Source organism: Lysobacter sp. Hz25, from assembly GCF_046097045.1.
GTDB classification, from domain to species: Bacteria; Pseudomonadota; Gammaproteobacteria; order Xanthomonadales; family Xanthomonadaceae; genus Lysobacter; species Lysobacter antibioticus_B.
The window spans coordinates 474,371-492,818 of the sequence record NZ_CP175666.1; the positions used below are offsets into that span (position 1 = coordinate 474,371).

Here is an 18,448-nt window from a genome sequence, read left to right on the forward strand (position 1 = left end):
CACTTCTGACATGACTCTTCCCACTACTTCTCGTAGCCGCACACAAGAAATCGACGCCGCAGTGCTCGTGCGAAACCAAGATCCTGCTGTCTACCAAACTTTGACCGTACAGATCGCACCAGAAACCGCTCAGTTGTGGCTGGAGCGGAACGACACTAATCGTCCAATGCGGAAGAGCGCCGTCGCGCAATACGCTAGCGAGTTGCGCTGTGGTCTCTGGAAGCGCAGCGGACAAACCATCAAGTTCAGCCGGACGGGCAGGCTGCTCGATGGCCAGCACCGGTTGGCTGCGATCGTGTCCTCGGGCGTGACCGCCGATTGGGATGTCACCTTCGGCATCGCCGACAGCGCGTTCGATGTTATTGACACCGGTCGAGTCCGAACCGGCACCGACGTACTGGTCATTGAAGGCGTCTCTCCGAGGGAAGCTCGCATCGCCGCCAGTGCGCTGCCGATGATCCTGAATCACGAAATGGGACGCGCTCCGCACAGCACTCACCGGTATACCAATCAGCTGATGCTCAACTATTGGCTTGATCAGCCGCAACTGGCGAAGAGCACGCGATTCGTCGCGACCTTGCCGCGCCAGTTGGTTCCCATTACGTACGCAAAGGCGCTGTTCTTGCATTGGGTGCTGTGGCGGAAGGACCCGGCAGTGGCAACTCAATTTCTTACGCAGTTGTTTACCGGCGAGTCGTTGTCGCGGACCAGCCCAGTCTTTCAATTGCGGTTGAAGTTTCTGGACGATCGCATGGAAGGCAGGGCCTTCGACGCGGGCACTCAACTGCATGCCTGCATCAAGGCGTGGAATGCGCTGCGGTCGGGGAAGAGCCTGAAGAGTCACCGCAGCTTGTTCCCGCAGCCGAACGAACCGTTCCCGGAGATTCTGTAATGGTTCTGGAGTGTCATCCGCTGTGCTTGACCCTGCCGGACATGGCCGCTGAAACATTCGACGTTCTGTTGGACGACATTCGGATCAACGGCCAGCAGCGGCCCATCGTGCTGTACGACGGCATGATCTTGGACGGCCGACATCGCTACCGTGCCTGCGTGGCCTGTGGCATCGAACCTCGCGTGGTCGACTACGACGGCACCGACCCGGTGGCGTTCGTGTTCAGCGAGAACGTGGCGCGTCGGCATTTGACCGAAACGCAACGAGCGCTGGTGGCGGCCAACTTGGCCAAGCTGCAAAAGGGTCAGACGATGAGATCGGCCAATTGGCCGATCTCCCCCTTGTCGCAGCCGCAAGCCGCTGAATTGCTTGGGGTTTCCGAGCGTAGCGTGCGTAGAGCCGTTGAAGTGCGAAACAAGGGGGTGCCGGAGCTGGTGGCCAGCGTGGAGCACGGCGATATCAGCTTGAACGAGGCCACCAAGATCGCCGGCTTGCCGCCCAAGGCGCAGCGGCAAGTCGTGCAGATGCCGAGCCAGCGTGAGCGGAAGGTCGCCATTACACAGGCCGCGGCCAAGAAGGCCGGAAAGTCGGCAGCTTCTGCACAGGATCCCCCTTCTCCGACCTCGGCTGAGGCCGGCTCCGATTTCGTGCGCCACACGCTCGGAAGAGTCGAGCATCTGCTCAACCACATGCTCGCGACGGACGAGGAAGTCGATGAGTTTGTAGCTCGGTTTCTAGACGGTTTCGATTGGAGCAACGCGCGTCTGCGGCAACGCCTGGACCGATGCCGTTTGGCAGTGGACGCATTGAATCGCCTCTGGGCCGCGGTGGATGCGCGCCGGGAGGTGGCGGCATGATGGATTTCAACGATGCGCCTCAGATGGGCGCGAGTCACCTATCCGAACGACCGGAGCGCGACGAGATTCGGGCGCTTCTTCTGCAGCGCTTGGACGGCGTCCTGAAATCGCTATATCCCGAAGGCCGCGTGCGCCGCGGTCGATTCACGATCGGCGATGTCCACGGCGCAGCAGGCGACAGCCTGGAAATCGCCCTGAGTGGCGATAAGTCCGGTCTGTGGAACGACCATGCCACCGGCGAGGGCGGCGACATCTTCGACCTGATCGCAGCGCAGGCGGGTCTGGATGCGCGTCAGGACTTTGCTGCGGTGCTTGATCGCGCGTCCGATCTGGCCGGTCACGTGCCGGCGCAGGTTGAAGGATCGGGCACCAAGCGGCGCAAGTCGGAGCCGGCGCTGGACGATCTCGGCCCGCACACGGCGCGCTGGGACTACCTGAGCGCGGACGGCGAGTTGATCGCATGCGTCTACCGCTACGATCCGCCCGAGGGCAAGCAGTATCGTCCCTGGGACGCGAAGCGGCGCAAGCACCAGGCGCCGACGCCCCGCCCGCTCTACAACCAACCGGGCATGGCGGCGTCGAACGAGGTCGTCCTGGTCGAAGGTGAGAAATCGGCCGATGCGGTGATCGAGCGAGGCGTCTGCGCCACGACCTCGATGAACGGCGCGAACGCACCGATCGACAAGACCGACTGGGCACCGCTGTGCGGTAAGCACGTGCTGATCTGGCCGGACAAAGACAAGCCTGGCTGGGAGTACGCGATGCAGGCGGCGCAGGCCGCGTTCAAGGCCGGCGCCGACTCGTGCGCGCTGTTGCACCTTCCCGACGACAAGCCGCAGGGCTGGGACGCCGCCGATGCCGCTGGGGACGGCTTCGACATCGACGGCTTTCTGCGCGCGGGCGAGCGCACTTTCCTGTCGCCCGGCAACGATGACGCGCCGCCGTCCATCGACTTCGACGGTCTGGACTGGAGCAGCGACGACGGCCTTGGCCTCGCGTTTACCCGCCGCTATGCCGACGACTGGCGCTACTGCGCGGCCTGGGGCCAGTGGCTGAGCTGGACGGGTACGCGCTGGAATCCGGATCGGACCCTGGTCCTACAGCACCTGGTGCGCGGTATTTGTCGTGCGGCGCAAGCGTTTGCCGACAAACCCACGCAGCGCTCCAAGCTGGCGTCGGCTTCTACCGTGGGCGGCGTTGAGCGCCTGGCCCGCAGCGATCCGCGTCACGCCTCTTGGGCCGAGGATTGGGATCGCGATCCGTGGGCGCTGAACACGCCACAAGGCATCGTGGACCTGCGTGACGGGGAACTGCGTCGCCATGCGCGTGGCGAGCACATGACCAAGCTGACCACGGCCAGCCCGCAAGGGAACTGTTCGACGTGGCGGCGCTTCCTGGGCGATGTGACCGGCGGCGATGGCGAACTGGCGGCGTACCTGCAGCGCGTCATCGGTTACTGCCTGACCGGCATTACCCGCGAGCACGCGCTGTTCTTCCTGTACGGCACGGGCGCCAACGGCAAATCCGTGTTCGTGAATGCCCTGGCCACGATCCTGGGCGATTACGCCACCAACGCACCGATGGATACGTTCATGGAGAGCCGCGGCGATCGCCATCCCACCGATCTGGCGGGGCTGCGCGGCGCACGCTTCGTGGCCGCCAGCGAGACCGAGCAGGGGCGGCGCTGGAATGAGGCCAAGCTCAAGGCGATCACCGGCGGCGACAAGATCAGCGCGCGTTTCATGCGGCAGGACTTCTTCGAGTACATCCCGCAGTTCAAGTTGGTCATCGCTGGCAACCACAAGCCGGCCATCCGCAACGTGGACGAAGCGATGAAGCGACGCCTGCACATGATCCCGTTCACCGTGACCATTCCGCCGGAGCGGCGCGACGGCCGCCTGACTGAGAAGCTGCTGGCCGAGCGCGACGGGATCATGGGCTGGGCCGTGCAGGGCTGCCTCGATTGGCAGCGAATGGGGCTGCAGCCGCCGCAGTGCGTGATCGATGCGACCGAGGAATATTTCGAGGAAGAAGATCGCGTCGGTGAGTTCGTCACCGAGGACTTCTACGTGCATCGCGACGCGCGTGTCTCGATTGAGGACGCGTTCCATCGCTGGCGCGAACGTGGCGAGCAACGGGGTGAGTACATCGGCACGTCGCGTTGGCTCGTGCAGCAACTGCTGGCCCGCGGCTTCACCCGTATGCGCCTGTCCGGAGGCACGAAGGGTCTGTCCGGACTGTCGCTCAAGCCGCGGCCCAGCGCCGCCCGTCTTCCCTACGCCGATAACTGAGCCAGTGACCGAACGAGGCTGAAGAATCGTAAGTTCCTATATGTGTGCGCGCGCACGCACGCGTATAGACATACGTTTCGACAGTCTCGTTTGGTCACTGCGATCATCACGACGAGATAAAACAATGACTTACGTAGCAAGGCCGCGGGGCGCTGAAGCCCGCATCGCGGAATCGAGTTCTCGCTGCCTCGATCCGCACTCCCTGTCCGGTGACGGGGCGATCCGCGACACCGCGGCGTCCGGCCGCCAGGCCAACGACGACAACGCGCCGACGATCCTGGCGCTGGATCTGGGAACGACCCTGGGCTGGGCACTGCGCCTCTCCGGCGAGGCCCTGAGCGGCACCGAGCACTTCAAGGTCGGCCGCTTCGAGGGCGGCGGCATGCGCTACCTGCGCTTCGTGCGTTGGCTCGATGACCTGTGTCGCTTTGCTGGTCCGCCCTCGGCGCTCTACTTCGAGGAAGTGCGCCGGCACCGCGGCGTCGATGCCGCGCATGTCTACGGCGGCTTCCTGGCCCAGCTCACTGCCTGGTGCGAGCGTCATGCCGTTCCGTACCAGGGCGTCCCAGTCGGCACGATCAAGAAGTTCGCCACCGGCAAGGGCAATGCCGACAAGGCGGCGATGATCGAGGCGGCGAAGCGTTGGGGCCACCGGCCCGAGGACGACAACGAAGCCGACGCCCTCGCTTTGCTGCATTGGGTGATCGCCCAGGAGACGAAGGCATGATCGCGCCCGAGTTTCGATACCGCTCGCCGCTGGGGCGCTTCGTGCCGCAGACGCTGGATCTGGACCGGCTCAAGCGCGAGGGCTGGCGCGAGCAAGGCCTGCTGGTCGTGTCCGCCGAGGATGCGCGTCTGGACTGGGTGGAGCGGCAACTGCTGAGCCAGATTGCCGAGCGTCTCTACGGCAAGCGGGAGAAGGCACATGGCTGAGTGGACCGTGCAGAAGGTCGCCGATCGATTCCAGGAGGCGGCGATCACCGCACGCCGACTTCCGCCAGTGCGTGTGCAGGGCTACGCCTCGTACTGGCCGGATATTCAACGGCAATCGTGGGAGGGCTACGCCGACGAGCGTATCGTCCTGCGCTTTGCTGCATCGCCGGCCGCTATCGACCGCTTCGGCGAGACTGTGCGCTGGCTGCGATGGCTGGACGAAGAGCAGCGTCGCTTGATCTGGCTGCGTGCTCAACAGGTGCCATGGCGCGAGATTTGCACGCGGACCGGCCTGATTCGTAAGACCGCTTGGCGCCACTGGCAGCACGCATTGGTGCTGGTCGTAGCGCACCTCAATGGACCGCTGCCGCGCTTTGCTCAGCCGTCACCGGTGCTATCGGAAGCGAAATCGATATAACTTTGTGCCGTTGGGGGCGAGTGGGGGTGATTGGGGGCTAATGCGAAAACCGGGGGTGTCCCAAAATCCCCGGTTTTACCCTAGCCTAGTCGGCATGCTGATCGTGTCGCGTCGAACGGAACTACGACGTTCAGTGGCATCAACTCAAAAGATCTGCGCTTTGATCACGGCACTGGCTATACCGACCATGAAGATGACCATCGACCAACCAGCTATTGAAGTAGCTCTAGTCGATTGCTTGATTCTCGATTGTGTATATCTGAGCAAGTGAGCCACCGCGCCGGTGAGCGTAGCCTAAGAGCACCATAGGCCTAATCGCCTAGCAGCCTGTGATTGCTCTGTGTACCGTTCAGCTCTACGCCTTAGCGACGTTCAGATCAGTCATCTGGTTTGTCCGCGGGCCATAGATTCGAGTAGCGCGGTCCTCAGCAAATTAGCTGAGTTGGCATGTTGATCGCGGTGGGTCACGAGAGCCAGTCGCTCACCTCTGCATGGATCAAGGTCATCCCGTAGTCCTTCAGCGTCCACTCTAGTTCCTCCGGCCATTCCCCCTTTTCGGTTTCAAAGCTGAGGGTCGCCTCAATCGAGGTCTCTTCTAGGATCCTGCAGTTCCATACGTCGGGGACACGATTCATCGCGGCTAGAGCCAAATTTCCGGCCGTGACCAGAGCGGATGCCACCCCCGAGGTCCTGGTAACGATGATCAGATGTCTCCTCATGAATCTACTGCATCAAGGTGGAAAGTCGAGTCGCTGGGCATAGCTCAACATCAAGCCGAAACCCTCGATCTGGGTCTGCATATTCCTAGGCGCATCAGCTTCATCAGTTTCAAGAGTAAAGCTGGCTTCCGATTTGCTCTCCCGCTCGGTTCTCACATTCCGGATACCGGGCAAACGCGCAAGTGCGGTGAGGGCTAGTTCGACGATGGGAACGGACACCACACTGTTCGTTCGCCTGGAAACGACAACGAGATACCTGCTCATAGATCGATGCCTGCAGTGTGGGAATCGATTGTCCGGTCAAGGAAATTGAATGAAACTGCGTGATGCTCGTGGTGGTAGCAATAAGGCGGCAGGGGAACAATGCAGACCCAAGCCGGTTTAGCCCTTGCCCAGTCGGCATGCTACTCGCGGTGCTTCACGACAGTCAGTCGCACAACTCGGCGTAGACCAAAGTAACACCGTCGTCCTTGAACGTCGCATCCAGTCCGAGCGGCCACTCCGGCTTCTCAGTTTCAAAGCTGAGAGTTGCCTCGCTCGGAGTTTCCTGCAGGATCTTGCAGTTCCAGATGCCGTGGAACCGGTCAATGACGCCTCGGGCTGACTCACCGAGGTTGCGGCGCCAGTCCTCTTGGCCAAGCATCCTTCTGACGATGACGAGATGCAGTCTCATGAGTCGCGCTCCCCAAAGCGTCGAACCATTCTCCTCCCGAACGGCCTCTACGCGACTACCGCTGATCGGCCGCCTGGGAGCACCCGTTTGGGCGACTAGATGTCCGCGCTCAGAACCTCCGGGACGAAACCACCCAGCTTCTGCGAGCGGATTCGACAATGGACATCAACCCAGGACCGCATCAGACCGAAGTCGGAAAGGTAGGCGTCACTGAGGTCTGGCTCGCCCGACCGGCGCCAGGTAAAGGAAACGCAAAGCGAAGTTGACGTTTCCCAGCTGATCTCAGGCTTTGCCGACCCAGGCATTTCGTTGATTGCTTGGATCGCTAGCTCGCGCAGCGGGGTAGCAAGGAAACGATTTTCCGCAGATCTACGAAAAGCGACGATCCAGTTAGAGGTCACAAGGCGATCAGCTGAGATGCGATGAACACCGGCGCCGTGCAGGTATCGATCCAGCCGGCTAGTGGAACTATCAAACCTATCGGCAATCGGGATGTAACGGGCCGACCGCGTCGACTCCAGGGAGGAGGCATTGGGTGCTGCGATCGAGACCTGCATCGTCGTTCCTTGAGGAAACCGACTACCTAGGAATCACCATAGGCTCAATCGTTCAGCCGCTTGTGACCGCAGTGTGTACCGTTCAGCTCTGCCGAGCCGCGCTATTCATATGTTTCCAGCGCGGCCTTACCCGGCAGCACGGCCCTAAGCTGCTGAGCCCCGTCGCCATACTGCTCTTCGTGTCAGCGGTCGCGAATAAGTCCGTATCCGTTGAGACGGTCTTCTGGAAGGACTGCGCTGCCCTCCCCGTACCAAGCGAACGTCAGCTCAATTTCGGTGGCAGTGCTCCGGTTAATACGGACGTCAGCGATGCCCTCGATCGATTGGAGGTAGGCCAACGCCATGTCGTCCAGCGGAAGCGTGTCGAGCAACGAGCCGGGGCTGCGCTTAAGGATTATCGAATCTCTCGTCATGGAATGCTCCGGCCGAGTGCCTTGTCTGCGGTCATTCCCCGCAGGGATACCCTCTCTAGTGGCACCGATTTTACTACTCCCACGCGGCTTCGTTAGTAGGGAAAATCACTCACTTGTCTCGCCCCGCGTGGACTGGGCAAGTGAGCTAATTTAAGGCTGCGGCCCACTCGACCGCTGTGCCTGGACTACCGTTTTTGTCACATGTCAATCTGGACAGGATGCTGATCGCGGTGCGTGGGGGCCAGTGCATTTCGTTAGTGCGGTCTAGCCGGTAGAGGTGAGGCCGTGCTGATTGAGATGACCCTCGATCATGTCGTAACACGGCTCCTTCCAGGAAAATTCGATTCTCATCGCGTCGTCGCTCTCTAGGAGCGGCAAGGCGGATATCACGCCTGGCAAGGTACGTACCGCGGTCAATACATCTTCCCGGAATGAACCTCTATTGCTGTGGCGGAACGAAACTCTGCGCACGATCAGCTTCGGCATTACTTTTCCTGTGCAGCACAAATCAACGCGCGCAGCCTAACAAAAGATTCTGACAACGAAGTTGTCGAGATCACACGAAAAACGTGTCACTTCGCGTGGAAATCATCGCGCGTGATGAGACACGAAGCAAGGTTGAAGTTCTCGCGCGGACGTCGTGGCGGCAGAGGTCCGACGTGCGGCGCGATATCACCGCCACCGACCTTGCCCAGGCCTAGACGGCCGCGGTGCGTTAGACGACCCAGTCGCCTCGCTCAGCGTGGATCAGCCTCACTCCTCGGTCTCTGAGCATCGCAACTAGTCCTTCGGGCCACTCTTCGTTCTCTGTCTCGAAATAGAGTGTGGCCTCGACGAGCGTTTCGTGCAGCAATCTGCAGTTCTTTATCCCCGGCGTGCTCACGATGAGCGAGCGAGTCAACAGACCGATGTCTGCGAGCTTTGACGGTCGATCCGCTCTTGTGACAATGATCAGATGCATGGCCATGATCGCTACTCCCCCCACCCCTAAGCCATGCTCGTCCTGCCGACGCACGAATCAACGACCGTTGGTCGGGAGCCGTTGCGACGACGCGCGACGGGAGCGGGTCTAAGGCGCAGGCCTTCGGCGGGCTAGTCACTTGCGGGCTCGTGCCGCGTGGCCCACCTCGGCCCGCACGTCGCGCCCTTCGGCCGAAAATCGCGGGTCCTTCCTCTAGCATAGATCGAGCGGGGGGCCAAGCCGCAAAACCCCGCTAGCGTCAATCTTTTCATTCGGGTTTGCAGTCCCTGCAACCCGGTTCGCATCCGGACATCCCTTGAGCCTTCAGATCGAACAGCGCCCGATCGAGGCGCTCATTCCGTTTGCGCGGAACGCAAGAACGCACTCCGACGCGCAGGTCGCGCAGATCGCCGCCAGCATCGTGGAGTTCGGCTGGACCAATCCGATCCTGGTCGATGGCACCAACGGCATCATCGCCGGCCACGGTCGACTGCTGGCGGCACGCCAACTGGGACTCGCGCAGGTGCCGGTGATCGAACTGGCGCACCTGAGCCCGGCTCAGAAGCGTGCATACGTCATCGCCGACAACCGTCTGGCCGAGAACGCAGGTTGGGATGAAGAACTGCTGAGGCTGGAGCTGGCCGAGCTTCGCGACGCGGAGTTCGATCTGGACCTGTTGGGCTTCACCGACGACGAACTGGACGAGCTGCTGATCGATGACCAGGCCGGACTGACGGACGATGACGAGGTGCCAGAGCCGGCCGAGCATCCGGCTTCCCGGCGCGGCGACGTCTGGATCTGCGGCAGCCACAAGGTGCTGTGCGGTGATGCCACCAGCACCGACGACTATGCCGCTTTGCTCGGCGACGAACTAGTGGACATGACGTTCACCGATCCGCCCTACAACGTCGACTACGCAAACAACCCGAAGGACAAGCTCCGCGGAAAGCATCGTCCAATCCTCAACGACAACCTCGGTTCCGACTTCGGCGCCTTCCTGCAGGCCGCCTGCCAGCAGATCCTGACGGCGACCAAGGGCGCGGTCTACATGGCCATGTCGTCGTCAGAATTGGACCGCCTGCAAGATGCCTTCCGCGCAGCGGGCGGTCGCTGGTCCACCTTCATCATCTGGGCCAAGAACAAATTCACGATGGGGCATGCCGACTACCAGCGGCAATACGAGCCCATCCTCTACGGCTGGCGCGACGGCAATGACCGGTTCTGGTGCGGCGCGCGCGACCAGGGCGACGTCTGGTTCATCGACCGCACCAGCAAGAACGACCTGCATCCGACCATGAAGCCGGTGGCGCTGGTTGAACGGGCGATCCGCAACAGCAGCAAGACCCGCGATCTGATCCTCGATCCGTTCGGTGGGTCGGGGACGACGATGATCGCCTGCGAGAAGACCGGCCGTCGCGCGCGCCTGATCGAACTGGACCCGAAGTACGCGGACGTGATCGTCCGGCGCTGGCAAGACCACACGGGCCAGGCAGCCATCAGGCAATCGGATGGCGTCGCGTTCGAGGACGCGGCCCGCGATGCTGAGGCCGGAGCGAAGGCCGAGCTCGCGTGAGCCGGCCGGCGTACTACAACGAAGTGGACCCCTACCTTTGCGCGTGGCTACGAAATCTGATCGCAGCCGACCTGATTCCCCCCGGCGACGTTGATGACCGAGACATCCGATCTGTTTGCGCAGACGACCTGCGCGGCTACGGCCAGTGCCATTTCTTCGCTGGCATTGGCGGGTTCGCCTACGCCTGTCGGCTCGCGGGCTGGCCGGACGACGAGTCGATCTGGACCGGCGGCTTCCCCTGCCAGCCGTTCAGCGTTGCAGGCCGCCAGCGCGCGCAGACGGACGACCGCCACCTCTGGCCGGAACTGCGCCGCCTTATTGCATCGGCGCGACCCGCTCTATTCCTGGGCGAAAACGTTGCTGGCCTCATCCCGCTGGGACTCGATGGAGTTCTTGCTGATCTGGAAGCCGAAGGCTACGCCAGCCGGGCGATTGTTGTTCCAGCTTGCGCCGTCAACGCCCCGCATCGACGCGAGCGCGTTTGGATCGTCGGTCGCCGTTTGGCCGACTGCAGTCGCGAACGACGACAACAAGTCGCCCGAGGCGCATCTGGCGATGAAGTCGCGGATGCCGGGCGGGCCGCGGCGGACCGTTACGAGTTTGCAAGTGGCGGCCAAGTTGGTTTGGCCGACCGCGACGGCGAACGATCCGGAGAAGCGCGGCGACTTTGCGGCCGAGCGACGCAATGGCCTGCCGGGAGTGGTGAAGGCGGTCTGGAGCACGCCGCGCGCGAGCGACGGCGAGAAGGGCGGGCCGAATCAGCAGTTCGGCAGTGGGTCGACCCGACCGCTGACGGCGCAGGCGGTCTGGGCGACGCCGACAACGCGGGATCACAAAGACGCATCGAGCATTGGCAGCGCACCGGAGAATGGGATGCTTGGCAGACAAGTCAAACCCTCGCCGGTCGCCGGGTACCTGAATCCGGAATTCGTCTTCTGGCTGATGGGATATCCGCAAGAATTCCTAAGCTGCGCGCCGCCGGCAATGCGATCGTCCCGCAGGTCGCTGCCGAAATCCTCCGCGCCCTGCGGGGCTGACGCTGCGCTCGGATACGAAGTTGACGCGGGGGCTCCGTCTTAGTCAGCGGCCAGCCCGATGTAGCGGGCGTACTTGTAGCCGTCCGTGCGCACGTAGAGCGTCGCGCGGCCGGGCGACCGAATCTCCATAGCGTCGGTGTAGATGCCGCAGAAGTCGGCTAACCAGTCGCGGTCGCGAAGCGGTTGCTTGGTAAATGCGTCGTACTCGTCGGCAGTCAGCTCCTTCACCTCGACGATGCGAGCGAATTCGGCCGGCACGTTGGTATCGCGCAGTTCCCGTCGAACCCAGGACAGGCTCTCGGCCTTGCGTGCGAATCGGACCTTCTGGATGCGGGGCTTGATGTGCGTGGTGATCATGGCGGTCTTCCGCAGTGGGCGTGCCGACATGAACGCTTCCTTCCCAGTGGAAGCCAAGCGGTATATCGCGGTATCGCGCGTCTATCTGAAGTCGTTAAGGCGTCGGATGGGAATGACGATTCACAGAACAAGGTGATGCCCGACTAGGCCGTCGACCGGAAGACCGCCGTGCTGAGCACGACGGGATTGGCATCAGGCGACTTCGTACAGACCCGTGGTTCCGTTGTATCGCACCTGGACGTTGCCGCGAATCGGCGTGTGGCGCCCGATCCACATATTCAAGCGGTACACGTCGCGGTAGCTCACAGCGTGCCGAGCCTGCTCGTCGGTCAGTCCGATGTCCGCGAGATACCGTGCCATCTCGGCGTCGGTGGAACATTCGTCGTTCGACAAGGCGTCCTCGACCGTAGCGAGAATTCGGTTGGGCAGGCTAGCGAGGATGGGGTCGGGGCGTTTCGTATCGTTGGGGTGCATCGGCTGATCTCTAAGCGCGGGGGGACATGAACGCTTCCTCCCGCTGGGAAGCCAAGCGGATTCCGATCCGACGCAGGCAGGTCCGCGATAGCGTTAAGCCCTCGGACAAGAACGCAGGCGCCCCTCCATGGAAAGCGGCCGGGCTTATCGCCCGGCCGAGTTTGGTACATCATTCCTCCTCGTCGGACTTGATCTCGGGCGTCGCCGCTTCCTCGGCCTGGATTCGGTACACGCGGTCTGCCTTGCCCTCCTTGTCGCTGATCAGTTCATAGCCCTTCTTCTTCAACGTGCCGGCAAAGAACCCACGCACCGAGTGCTGCTGCCAGTCGGTAGCTTCCATCACCTCCTTGATGGTCACGCCTTGCGGACGCATGAGCAGGGCGACGACTTGGTCGATGCGGGTTTCCTTGCGCTTGGACGGCGCTTCGGCGGCGACCGGACCAGCGTCCGCCGAGTCGCGAGCGCTGACCGCCTGATCGCCGGTGTCCGTGCCACCGTTGTCCGAGTCGCCTGCGTCGACCATGTCATCGTTGGCATCCTCGCTGGCATCGGCATCGGCATCGGCATCGGCATCGGCGGCATTGTCGATATTGGCCATGTCGCTGCCGGTGTCTTCGTTAATGTCGACCTCAACCGTGTCGGCGACTTCCGGCGGCTGGTGGCCGACTGCCTCGTAGCCGGCGGCGGTGAGCGCGTAGCCGGAGCCGTCAGCGGCAATCAGATCCTCGCGCAGCAGGCCGCGCACCACCGCCGTGCGCGCACCGCCGCCGAGGTTCTTCGGATAGTTCTCGATGCGGCCAGCGGTTTGCGTGGCGAGCAGGATCAGGGCGCGCTGGCTGTCGGTAAGCTTGGTCATTGCAGATTCCTTGGTAGGTAAAGGGTGTATTCGGGTAAGCGCGCCCCACAGCAGCGGGGCGCGCGGGTGTTCAGCTGATCAGGACTTCGCCGATGACGCTGCGCACATCGATGTCGCGGCTGGCGATGGCCTGGATCACGTCGTCGGGAAGCTTCTGCAGGAAGAAAGTGGCGCGGCGCTCGATTTCGCGTTGCGCGATATCGCTCCAGTCTTGGAGCGCCGTGAGTTGCGCCAGCGCCGAGCGGTTTCCTGTCTTCAGGCCGGCGAGATAGTCCTTCAGGATTTGCGTTTCGTCTTGCATGTCTGGCCTCCGTAGCCGTCGTTGGTGTGGGGACATGAACGCTTCCTTTCACAACGAAGCCAAGCGAATACAGCGGGAAAGAACGAGCGTTCTCCATCGCATACAGCTGTCAGACACCTTTGAAACGCGGGAACAGAAGAGCGCCCCGCAGGGCGCTCGGTGAGCTTCTGTAGATCATTCGCCGCTGATAGCTGTCTTCGCGTGCTGGAGCCCCCGACGAGCGAGCCGCAGGCCGATGCGGTACTCGGCATCGCGCGGACTAGTTTGCAGGTGCTCATCTATGCCGCTGAGCATTTCCTCCAGATTGGGCTCTGGCGTCGACGCGCTCGCGTTGAGAAGGTTGAGAATCTCCGGCACATCGCGGGCGACATCTGCCAGGTACACCGCGTGGCCGCCGGTTTCGGCGAGCATCTCGACGATCGCGACGCTGTTCGCCACCAGCTCGGCGGCGGCCTCAAGCTCAGCGGCGAGCAGCGCGGCGTCGCCTCCGGCGTTCAGGGCTTCCAGCGATGTGCGGCACTCTTTCAAGGCGACGAGGGCGTTGCGAAATCGGAAGGTGTTGTTCGTGTTCATGCTGGTCTCCGCGGGTGTCGTTGGTGTGGGGACATGAACGCTTCCTTCCGCGCCGAAGCCAAGCGAATAGAGCGACTAAGAACGAGCGTTCTCCAACGCGTACAGCTGTCAGACAACTTCATCGAACGCGCAGAAAAGAAGCGCCCCGAAGGGCGCTTTGCTAGCGACGTGGATCAGAGGATTCGGCGCTGCAAGATGGCCGTCGGGATCAGCTCCGTGCGTGCGCGGTCCGCTTCCCAGCGATTCCCAAGCAGGGCTTTCTCGGGGATGGGCGCGGTGAAGATGGTTCTGGCGCCGGGGGTGCTCGGAAATTCGCTCGTCCCGCCCTCACCGAGCCATGTGTTGCCCACCATCGTGTGCTGCTCAGTCGGCAGCTCATCGTCAGGGGTGCCGCTGCCGTTGGCGGCGCGCGCGCAGGCGGCGTAGCCGGCCAAGTAGGCGGCGGTCAGCGCTGCCTTAATTCCCCAAACTCCGACGCTGGGGAAATCCAGCGAATCGCTACCTTGTTCTTCCAAGGTGTCCACATCGAGGTGCTGCTGCGCGATGGTGGTAAAAAGTTCGATGTTCATGTCGGCCTCCGTGGCCTTGCGTTGGTGTGGGGACATGAACGCTTCCTTCTCCGACGAAGCCAAGCGGATTCCGCGATAAAGAACGATCATTCTCGGACGTAGACAGGCGTCGGACAGCTACAGCGGGCAGAAACAAAAAACGCCCCCGTTTGGGGGCGCATCAGTCGCGCTTCGTGCGATTAGGTCTCAGGCGATTCGACGTTGCCGGATGGCGGTCGGAATGAGCACGTCGCAGGCCTTTCGCTCGGTCCAGTGGTACGCCAGCAGCTCGACCTCCGGGATTGGTAAGGTGACCACGGTCTCCGCCCGCTGGTCGAGCGACCAGTCGGTGGCTTCGCCTTCGCCGAGCCAGATGCCGCACAGCATGGTGTGTCGCTCGGTGGTCAGCGCATCGGCGCTGCTGCCGTTGGCCGCGCGTACCGCCGCCGCGTAACCTGCGAAGTAGGCGGCGGTCAGTGCGGCATCGATACCCCAAGCCGGAACGCTATGGAAGTCCAGGCTATCGTTGCCGCGAGTCGCTAGCGTCGCTACATCCAAATGCTGTTGCGCGATGGTGGTGAGCGTCTTCTTGTGCATGACAGCCTCCGTGGCCGTGCGTGTTGGGTGCACGCATGAACCATTCGGTTCGGCCGGAAGCCAAGTGAACCCGTCGTCATATCCAGGTTTTCACCGTCGCCAGACAACCGCTGTACAGCTAAGGCCGGATGGTTGTCTGGAAGCTAAACAGAACGGAAGAGCGTTCGTTCTTCTCGCGATAACAGCTTGGCTTCCAAACAGAAGGAAGCGTTCATGTCGTTGCCGCAACAACGCGGCCTACCAGGAACAACGTGATGAATATCGAGCTCGCTGACTCCTACCTGTTTCGCAACGCCAGCGAGTTGCAGGAGGAGTGCGTACGCCGGCTGGAGGAGTTGGCCCTGCAGATGGCTCCGGCGCTGGAGCCGGCGGAACTAGAGGCCGCTAAGGCGCTGGCTGCCGGTGCGTGGCGGATCATGGAGGTGTTGTTCGATGCTCAGGGTATGGAGTTGTCGCTGAAGTTCAATACAGGCAGCCTGATCGACAGTATCAACGGCCTCACGTACAGCTAGTCGAGAGCGGAGAGTGCAGACCCCAGCGCCTGCCAGGCGCTGGGGTGTACCCTCTTCTGGCGATATGGAAGCGAAGAGAACGAGCCATCTTGTCGGTTCCCCCGCCGACCCGCGAACTGGGACGGAGGGCGCTTTGCTTCTCCTCGAAAGGAAGCGTTCATGCCGTTGCCGCGCTTGGCGGTGAACGGCAGGGCAAGGAAATGGAAGACTTAGAGCGAGCGGTCTTTACGCTGGGCACGTTGCCCGACCGCATACGATGGTTGGTCGAACAAGCGCCGACGGATCTGGAGCCGGTGTGGCCGTACGGTGGTTGCGGAGTTGAGGCATGCGCTGCACTCGCCGACTTCCTTAAACCCTGGACGCGCCTAGATCGAGCGCGGCGCACGGAACCCGTCGAGCTTTGCTCGCGCGTGGCCGCCGCCGACGATGAACTTCGTAATTGGGAGCGACGGGTGCGAAGCGGGTTCAACCCAATCAAACGTCGACCCAAACGACGCAACGCGGCCGTCGCCAGTGCCCTCTCGGGCGTGGCCCACCAGATCGATGACTACTTCCAGTGCCGACCGGCGCTGACGCCGCGCCAGTGGGTCGAACATGCGCTCGCGGTGGTTGAGCGGTTGCAGGTATGGCGGCCCCGCGACGCTGAGTACCAACACGGAATCAGCCTCGCGCTCAGCGGGCTGGAGCAAGCGCTAGGCCAGTTGCAAGAGTAGACGCAGATGGGCTTATGCGAAGCTGTCGGAGACCTGTCTGAAGTCGGAAAGGCGCCGACATACTATTGGCTTCTGCTGAAAAGGAAGCGTTTATGTGGACGCCGCAACGACGCGGCGAAACGGAAGAGAACGACGATGGCGAATATGTCCAATTGCCGATTCCAAAACACCGCATCGGGTCTGGCGGACTGCGTAGAGGTCTTGGAAGATATGGCCGATGGCGATCCACCCCCGCTGAGTGAAGAGGAATTGGAGGCGGCACACCGCTTGGTCACCAGTTGCCTGGGCATCGTGCGGCTGTTGGCCGAACGCGGATCGTTGGAATTTGAGCCCGACATGGATCTCGCTTTAGTGCTCGATGATTTGAACTTCTCAGCGACCTGATTCGGCGAGAGAGCAGACCCCAGCGCCGACTCGGCGCTGGGGTATTCCCTCTTCCAATCGTATCCGTCCACACGCTGTACGGCATCGGCAATACGTTCAAAGCACCTTGATGTTCCGGCGGGATGAAGCGTTCATGTCGTCGCCGCACTCCGCGGTGAATCCATGGAACATAGAATGAGCGACCCCTGGACACCCGACCGTTCAACGCTCGCGCATGTCAGATTAAAAGTCATGCACAGATGCATCGAGCAACTTTTGCTATCCAACGTCCGGATATTTGAAGGGCCTAGCCGCGCGCCCTTGGTTGCGTGCTATGCGCTCGGCAGCACGCTCTCTGCCCACTGCACTTCTCTTCGGGCCAGTCGGCTCGACCCGGAAGCGCTGATCTGGTTACTAGAAGCTTGTATAGACGAACTGGAGCCCCTGGAGAAACCCATCGGTCAGGGTAATGGTGGGTTCGAGAAGCGCCTCGTCCCTGCCAAGTTGTGCGACGACGAAGTAACCCTGCGATGCTTGCATAGCGCGATTGGCCGCTACCTGGACGATCTGGAGCCTGAGTCTGCGCTGCTGCCGCTGCAGCAACTCGATCAGCTACTACGGCAGACCGAGTTGCTGACGATTTGGGACATGCCGAATACGGAATACGAAAAGGGCTTGCGAGCGAGTATTCGGGGACTGAAGCGTGCGCTGCGGGCGGCGTTCGGTTCACCGCCTCATTGGGGGTAGGTCGACCATCCATCCCAGCTGGTAATGGCGGGCTAGACCGACCCTCTTCCGAAACGTTGGCCTGCCGCTACCTGTCCGTTCGCTGTCTCGATCCTGATATCCACAAGAAATCCCTTGGCTTTGTCCCGAAGGGAAGCGTTCATCACGACGCCGCACCGTCGCGGCTCGATAAGGACAAAGCCATGAACAAGAACGCGGCCTTCGCCGAAGCACCGTTGCGCAGCCTGAGCGATTGTTTGGAACGGATACTGCTGTCCAGCACGTGGCATGAGGAAGCCGAGAATCGCCTGACGCTCTTCGCCTGCTACGGCCTCGCCAGCGTCCTCGCCGAACGCACCATCACGTTCCGGACCAACCGCCTCGGCGGCGATGTCCTTGAGCGGTTGGTGGAAGATTGTCGGCGGGAGTTGGCCCCGCTGGAGTGGGTTAGCGATGAGGCGAAGGGCAGGTTGGCGAAGCGCCTTGTGCCCAGCGAAATCAGCGAGGACGAGATGACCCTGCGCTGGTTGCTCTCGACCATCGAGCGGTACTTAGAAGGACGGGAGCCGGAGTATATGGCGCTGCCGGTGCATCAACTTCGGCGCGCGGTACGCGAGGTCCGATTGATGCAGGTCTGGGATGTCATCGATGCCGAGTACCAGCCAAAGCTAAGGTTGGCCCTGCGTCACTTGGAAAGGGCGATCGCGAGTGCGGAATGCGCCCCGCGAAACTAAGTTTGCGAGAACGCCCGGAAACTACTTGGCTTCTGCTCGGAATGAAGCGTTCATGTCGTCGCCGCAACAACGCGGAGACGCCCAGAGAACAACATGCCGAACAAACCTTCCTGCCGCTTCCGCAACACCCTCAGCGATCTGAACGAGTGCTACTACTGGCTGGATACAATGATCTATGCGCTGAAGCCCGTCGCCTTGTCGCGCGAAGAACTTGCAGCCGCGAAGGAGATGGTGATCACCTGCCTGGACATCGTGAACACCGTCTGCATAGCGGCTGACGTGCTTATCGAGGACGAGCCTGATCTCGCGGCGCTGATTGACAAGTTCATGCACGAGGCTGCCGCCCGCTGATCTGGAGGATGCAAACCCC

Annotated in this window: 28 protein-coding genes; 14 read left to right on the top strand and 14 right to left on the bottom strand. The window is 62.0% G+C overall.

Annotated features, from left to right (window positions below; all coding sequences use genetic code 11):
- The first annotated feature begins 10 nt into the window (after positions 1-10).
- The 6 genes from ACKN61_RS01960 to ACKN61_RS01985 all read left to right on the top strand — a co-directional run bounded on the left by ACKN61_RS01960 (position 11) and on the right by ACKN61_RS01985 (position 5,391).
- A complete protein-coding gene (locus ACKN61_RS01960; RefSeq protein ID WP_408952058.1) occupies positions 11-892 on the top strand; it encodes a hypothetical protein in 882 nt (293 codons plus the stop codon).
- Complete coding sequence (locus ACKN61_RS01965) at positions 892-1,749, top strand: ParB/RepB/Spo0J family partition protein (RefSeq protein ID WP_408952059.1); 858 nt, start codon at positions 892-894, stop codon at positions 1,747-1,749. The genes ACKN61_RS01960 and ACKN61_RS01965 overlap by 1 nt, the downstream gene beginning before the upstream one ends.
- Positions 1,746-4,040 (top strand): phage/plasmid primase, P4 family, encoded by a 2,295-nt coding sequence (locus ACKN61_RS01970; protein WP_408952060.1) that lies wholly within the window; start codon positions 1,746-1,748, stop codon positions 4,038-4,040. The genes ACKN61_RS01965 and ACKN61_RS01970 overlap by 4 nt, the downstream gene beginning before the upstream one ends.
- Positions 4,041-4,164: 124 nt before the next feature.
- Positions 4,165-4,767, top strand: coding sequence for a crossover junction endodeoxyribonuclease RuvC (locus tag ACKN61_RS01975; RefSeq protein ID WP_408952061.1), 603 nt, complete (start codon positions 4,165-4,167; stop codon positions 4,765-4,767).
- Positions 4,764-4,973: a hypothetical protein gene (locus tag ACKN61_RS01980; protein WP_408952062.1), complete on the top strand. Its 210-nt coding sequence runs from the start codon at positions 4,764-4,766 to the stop codon at positions 4,971-4,973. The genes ACKN61_RS01975 and ACKN61_RS01980 overlap by 4 nt, the downstream gene beginning before the upstream one ends.
- Positions 4,966-5,391 (top strand): DUF6362 family protein, encoded by a 426-nt coding sequence (locus ACKN61_RS01985; protein ID WP_408952063.1) that lies wholly within the window; start codon positions 4,966-4,968, stop codon positions 5,389-5,391. The genes ACKN61_RS01980 and ACKN61_RS01985 overlap by 8 nt, the downstream gene beginning before the upstream one ends.
- Before the next feature lie 464 nt (positions 5,392-5,855).
- Here the strand turns inward: ACKN61_RS01985 and ACKN61_RS01990 are convergent, their stop codons facing one another.
- From ACKN61_RS01990 to ACKN61_RS02020, 7 genes are all read right to left on the bottom strand, one after another.
- On the bottom strand, positions 5,856-6,071 hold the full coding sequence (locus ACKN61_RS01990) for a hypothetical protein (protein WP_408952064.1): 216 nt from the start codon (positions 6,069-6,071) through the stop codon (positions 5,856-5,858).
- A gap of 51 nt (positions 6,072-6,122) precedes the next feature.
- Positions 6,123-6,329, bottom strand: a complete 207-nt coding sequence (locus ACKN61_RS01995; RefSeq protein WP_408952065.1) for a hypothetical protein — start codon at positions 6,327-6,329, stop codon at positions 6,123-6,125.
- A 208-nt stretch (positions 6,330-6,537) separates the two neighbouring features.
- Complete coding sequence (locus tag ACKN61_RS02000; RefSeq protein ID WP_408952066.1) at positions 6,538-6,783, bottom strand: hypothetical protein; 246 nt, start codon at positions 6,781-6,783, stop codon at positions 6,538-6,540.
- 95 nt (positions 6,784-6,878) lie between these two features.
- On the bottom strand, positions 6,879-7,340 hold the full coding sequence (locus ACKN61_RS02005; protein WP_408952067.1) for a hypothetical protein: 462 nt from the start codon (positions 7,338-7,340) through the stop codon (positions 6,879-6,881).
- A gap of 182 nt (positions 7,341-7,522) precedes the next feature.
- Entirely contained in the window at positions 7,523-7,753 is a 231-nt protein-coding gene (locus ACKN61_RS02010; protein WP_408952068.1) for a hypothetical protein, read from the bottom strand.
- A gap of 264 nt (positions 7,754-8,017) precedes the next feature.
- A complete protein-coding gene (locus tag ACKN61_RS02015; RefSeq protein ID WP_408952069.1) occupies positions 8,018-8,239 on the bottom strand; it encodes a hypothetical protein in 222 nt (73 codons plus the stop codon).
- Between the two features lie 229 nt (positions 8,240-8,468).
- The gene (locus tag ACKN61_RS02020; protein ID WP_408952070.1) at positions 8,469-8,720 is read right to left on the bottom strand and encodes a hypothetical protein; all 252 of its coding nucleotides are present in this window, start codon (positions 8,718-8,720) and stop codon (positions 8,469-8,471) included.
- A 310-nt stretch (positions 8,721-9,030) separates the two neighbouring features.
- On the opposite strand from ACKN61_RS02020, the gene ACKN61_RS02025 reads away from it, so the two are divergent.
- Positions 9,031-10,287, top strand: a complete 1,257-nt coding sequence (locus tag ACKN61_RS02025; protein ID WP_408952071.1) for a site-specific DNA-methyltransferase — start codon at positions 9,031-9,033, stop codon at positions 10,285-10,287.
- Positions 10,284-11,324, top strand: coding sequence for a DNA cytosine methyltransferase (locus ACKN61_RS02030; protein ID WP_408952072.1), 1,041 nt, complete (start codon positions 10,284-10,286; stop codon positions 11,322-11,324). Before ACKN61_RS02025 ends, ACKN61_RS02030 begins: the two co-directional genes overlap by 4 nt.
- 39 nt (positions 11,325-11,363) lie before the next feature.
- Here the strand turns inward: ACKN61_RS02030 and ACKN61_RS02035 are convergent, their stop codons facing one another.
- The 7 genes from ACKN61_RS02035 to ACKN61_RS02065 all read right to left on the bottom strand — a co-directional run bounded on the left by ACKN61_RS02035 (position 11,364) and on the right by ACKN61_RS02065 (position 15,030).
- The gene (locus ACKN61_RS02035) at positions 11,364-11,681 is read right to left on the bottom strand and encodes a hypothetical protein (RefSeq protein WP_408952073.1); all 318 of its coding nucleotides are present in this window, start codon (positions 11,679-11,681) and stop codon (positions 11,364-11,366) included.
- A gap of 192 nt (positions 11,682-11,873) precedes the next feature.
- On the bottom strand, positions 11,874-12,155 hold the full coding sequence (locus tag ACKN61_RS02040; protein ID WP_408952074.1) for a hypothetical protein: 282 nt from the start codon (positions 12,153-12,155) through the stop codon (positions 11,874-11,876).
- 169 nt (positions 12,156-12,324) lie between these two features.
- A complete protein-coding gene (locus tag ACKN61_RS02045; RefSeq protein WP_408952075.1) occupies positions 12,325-13,011 on the bottom strand; it encodes a DUF3489 domain-containing protein in 687 nt (228 codons plus the stop codon).
- Positions 13,012-13,081: 70 nt separating this feature from the next.
- The gene (locus ACKN61_RS02050; protein ID WP_408952076.1) at positions 13,082-13,312 is read right to left on the bottom strand and encodes a hypothetical protein; all 231 of its coding nucleotides are present in this window, start codon (positions 13,310-13,312) and stop codon (positions 13,082-13,084) included.
- A gap of 174 nt (positions 13,313-13,486) precedes the next feature.
- Positions 13,487-13,885: a hypothetical protein gene (locus tag ACKN61_RS02055; protein WP_408952077.1), complete on the bottom strand. Its 399-nt coding sequence runs from the start codon at positions 13,883-13,885 to the stop codon at positions 13,487-13,489.
- Between the two features lie 173 nt (positions 13,886-14,058).
- Positions 14,059-14,454: a DUF6900 domain-containing protein gene (locus tag ACKN61_RS02060; RefSeq protein WP_408951474.1), complete on the bottom strand. Its 396-nt coding sequence runs from the start codon at positions 14,452-14,454 to the stop codon at positions 14,059-14,061.
- A 186-nt stretch (positions 14,455-14,640) separates the two neighbouring features.
- Positions 14,641-15,030, bottom strand: a complete 390-nt coding sequence (locus ACKN61_RS02065; RefSeq protein WP_408952078.1) for a DUF6900 domain-containing protein — start codon at positions 15,028-15,030, stop codon at positions 14,641-14,643.
- A 254-nt stretch (positions 15,031-15,284) separates the two neighbouring features.
- Between ACKN61_RS02065 and ACKN61_RS02070 the strand changes: the two genes are divergently transcribed.
- The 6 genes from ACKN61_RS02070 (at position 15,285) to ACKN61_RS02095 (ending at position 18,429) form a co-directional block, all read left to right on the top strand.
- Positions 15,285-15,542 (top strand): hypothetical protein, encoded by a 258-nt coding sequence (locus ACKN61_RS02070; RefSeq protein ID WP_408952079.1) that lies wholly within the window; start codon positions 15,285-15,287, stop codon positions 15,540-15,542.
- Positions 15,543-15,631: 89 nt separating this feature from the next.
- Entirely contained in the window at positions 15,632-16,255 is a 624-nt protein-coding gene (locus ACKN61_RS02075; RefSeq protein ID WP_408952080.1) for a hypothetical protein, read from the top strand.
- Positions 16,256-16,390: 135 nt separating this feature from the next.
- Positions 16,391-16,639, top strand: coding sequence for a hypothetical protein (locus tag ACKN61_RS02080; RefSeq protein ID WP_408952081.1), 249 nt, complete (start codon positions 16,391-16,393; stop codon positions 16,637-16,639).
- A gap of 174 nt (positions 16,640-16,813) precedes the next feature.
- Complete coding sequence (locus ACKN61_RS02085) at positions 16,814-17,365, top strand: hypothetical protein (RefSeq protein WP_408952082.1); 552 nt, start codon at positions 16,814-16,816, stop codon at positions 17,363-17,365.
- 182 nt (positions 17,366-17,547) lie between these two features.
- On the top strand, positions 17,548-18,078 hold the full coding sequence (locus ACKN61_RS02090; RefSeq protein WP_408951569.1) for a hypothetical protein: 531 nt from the start codon (positions 17,548-17,550) through the stop codon (positions 18,076-18,078).
- Between the two features lie 93 nt (positions 18,079-18,171).
- The gene (locus ACKN61_RS02095) at positions 18,172-18,429 is read left to right on the top strand and encodes a hypothetical protein (protein ID WP_408951568.1); all 258 of its coding nucleotides are present in this window, start codon (positions 18,172-18,174) and stop codon (positions 18,427-18,429) included.
- The last annotated feature ends 19 nt before the right edge of the window (positions 18,430-18,448 follow it).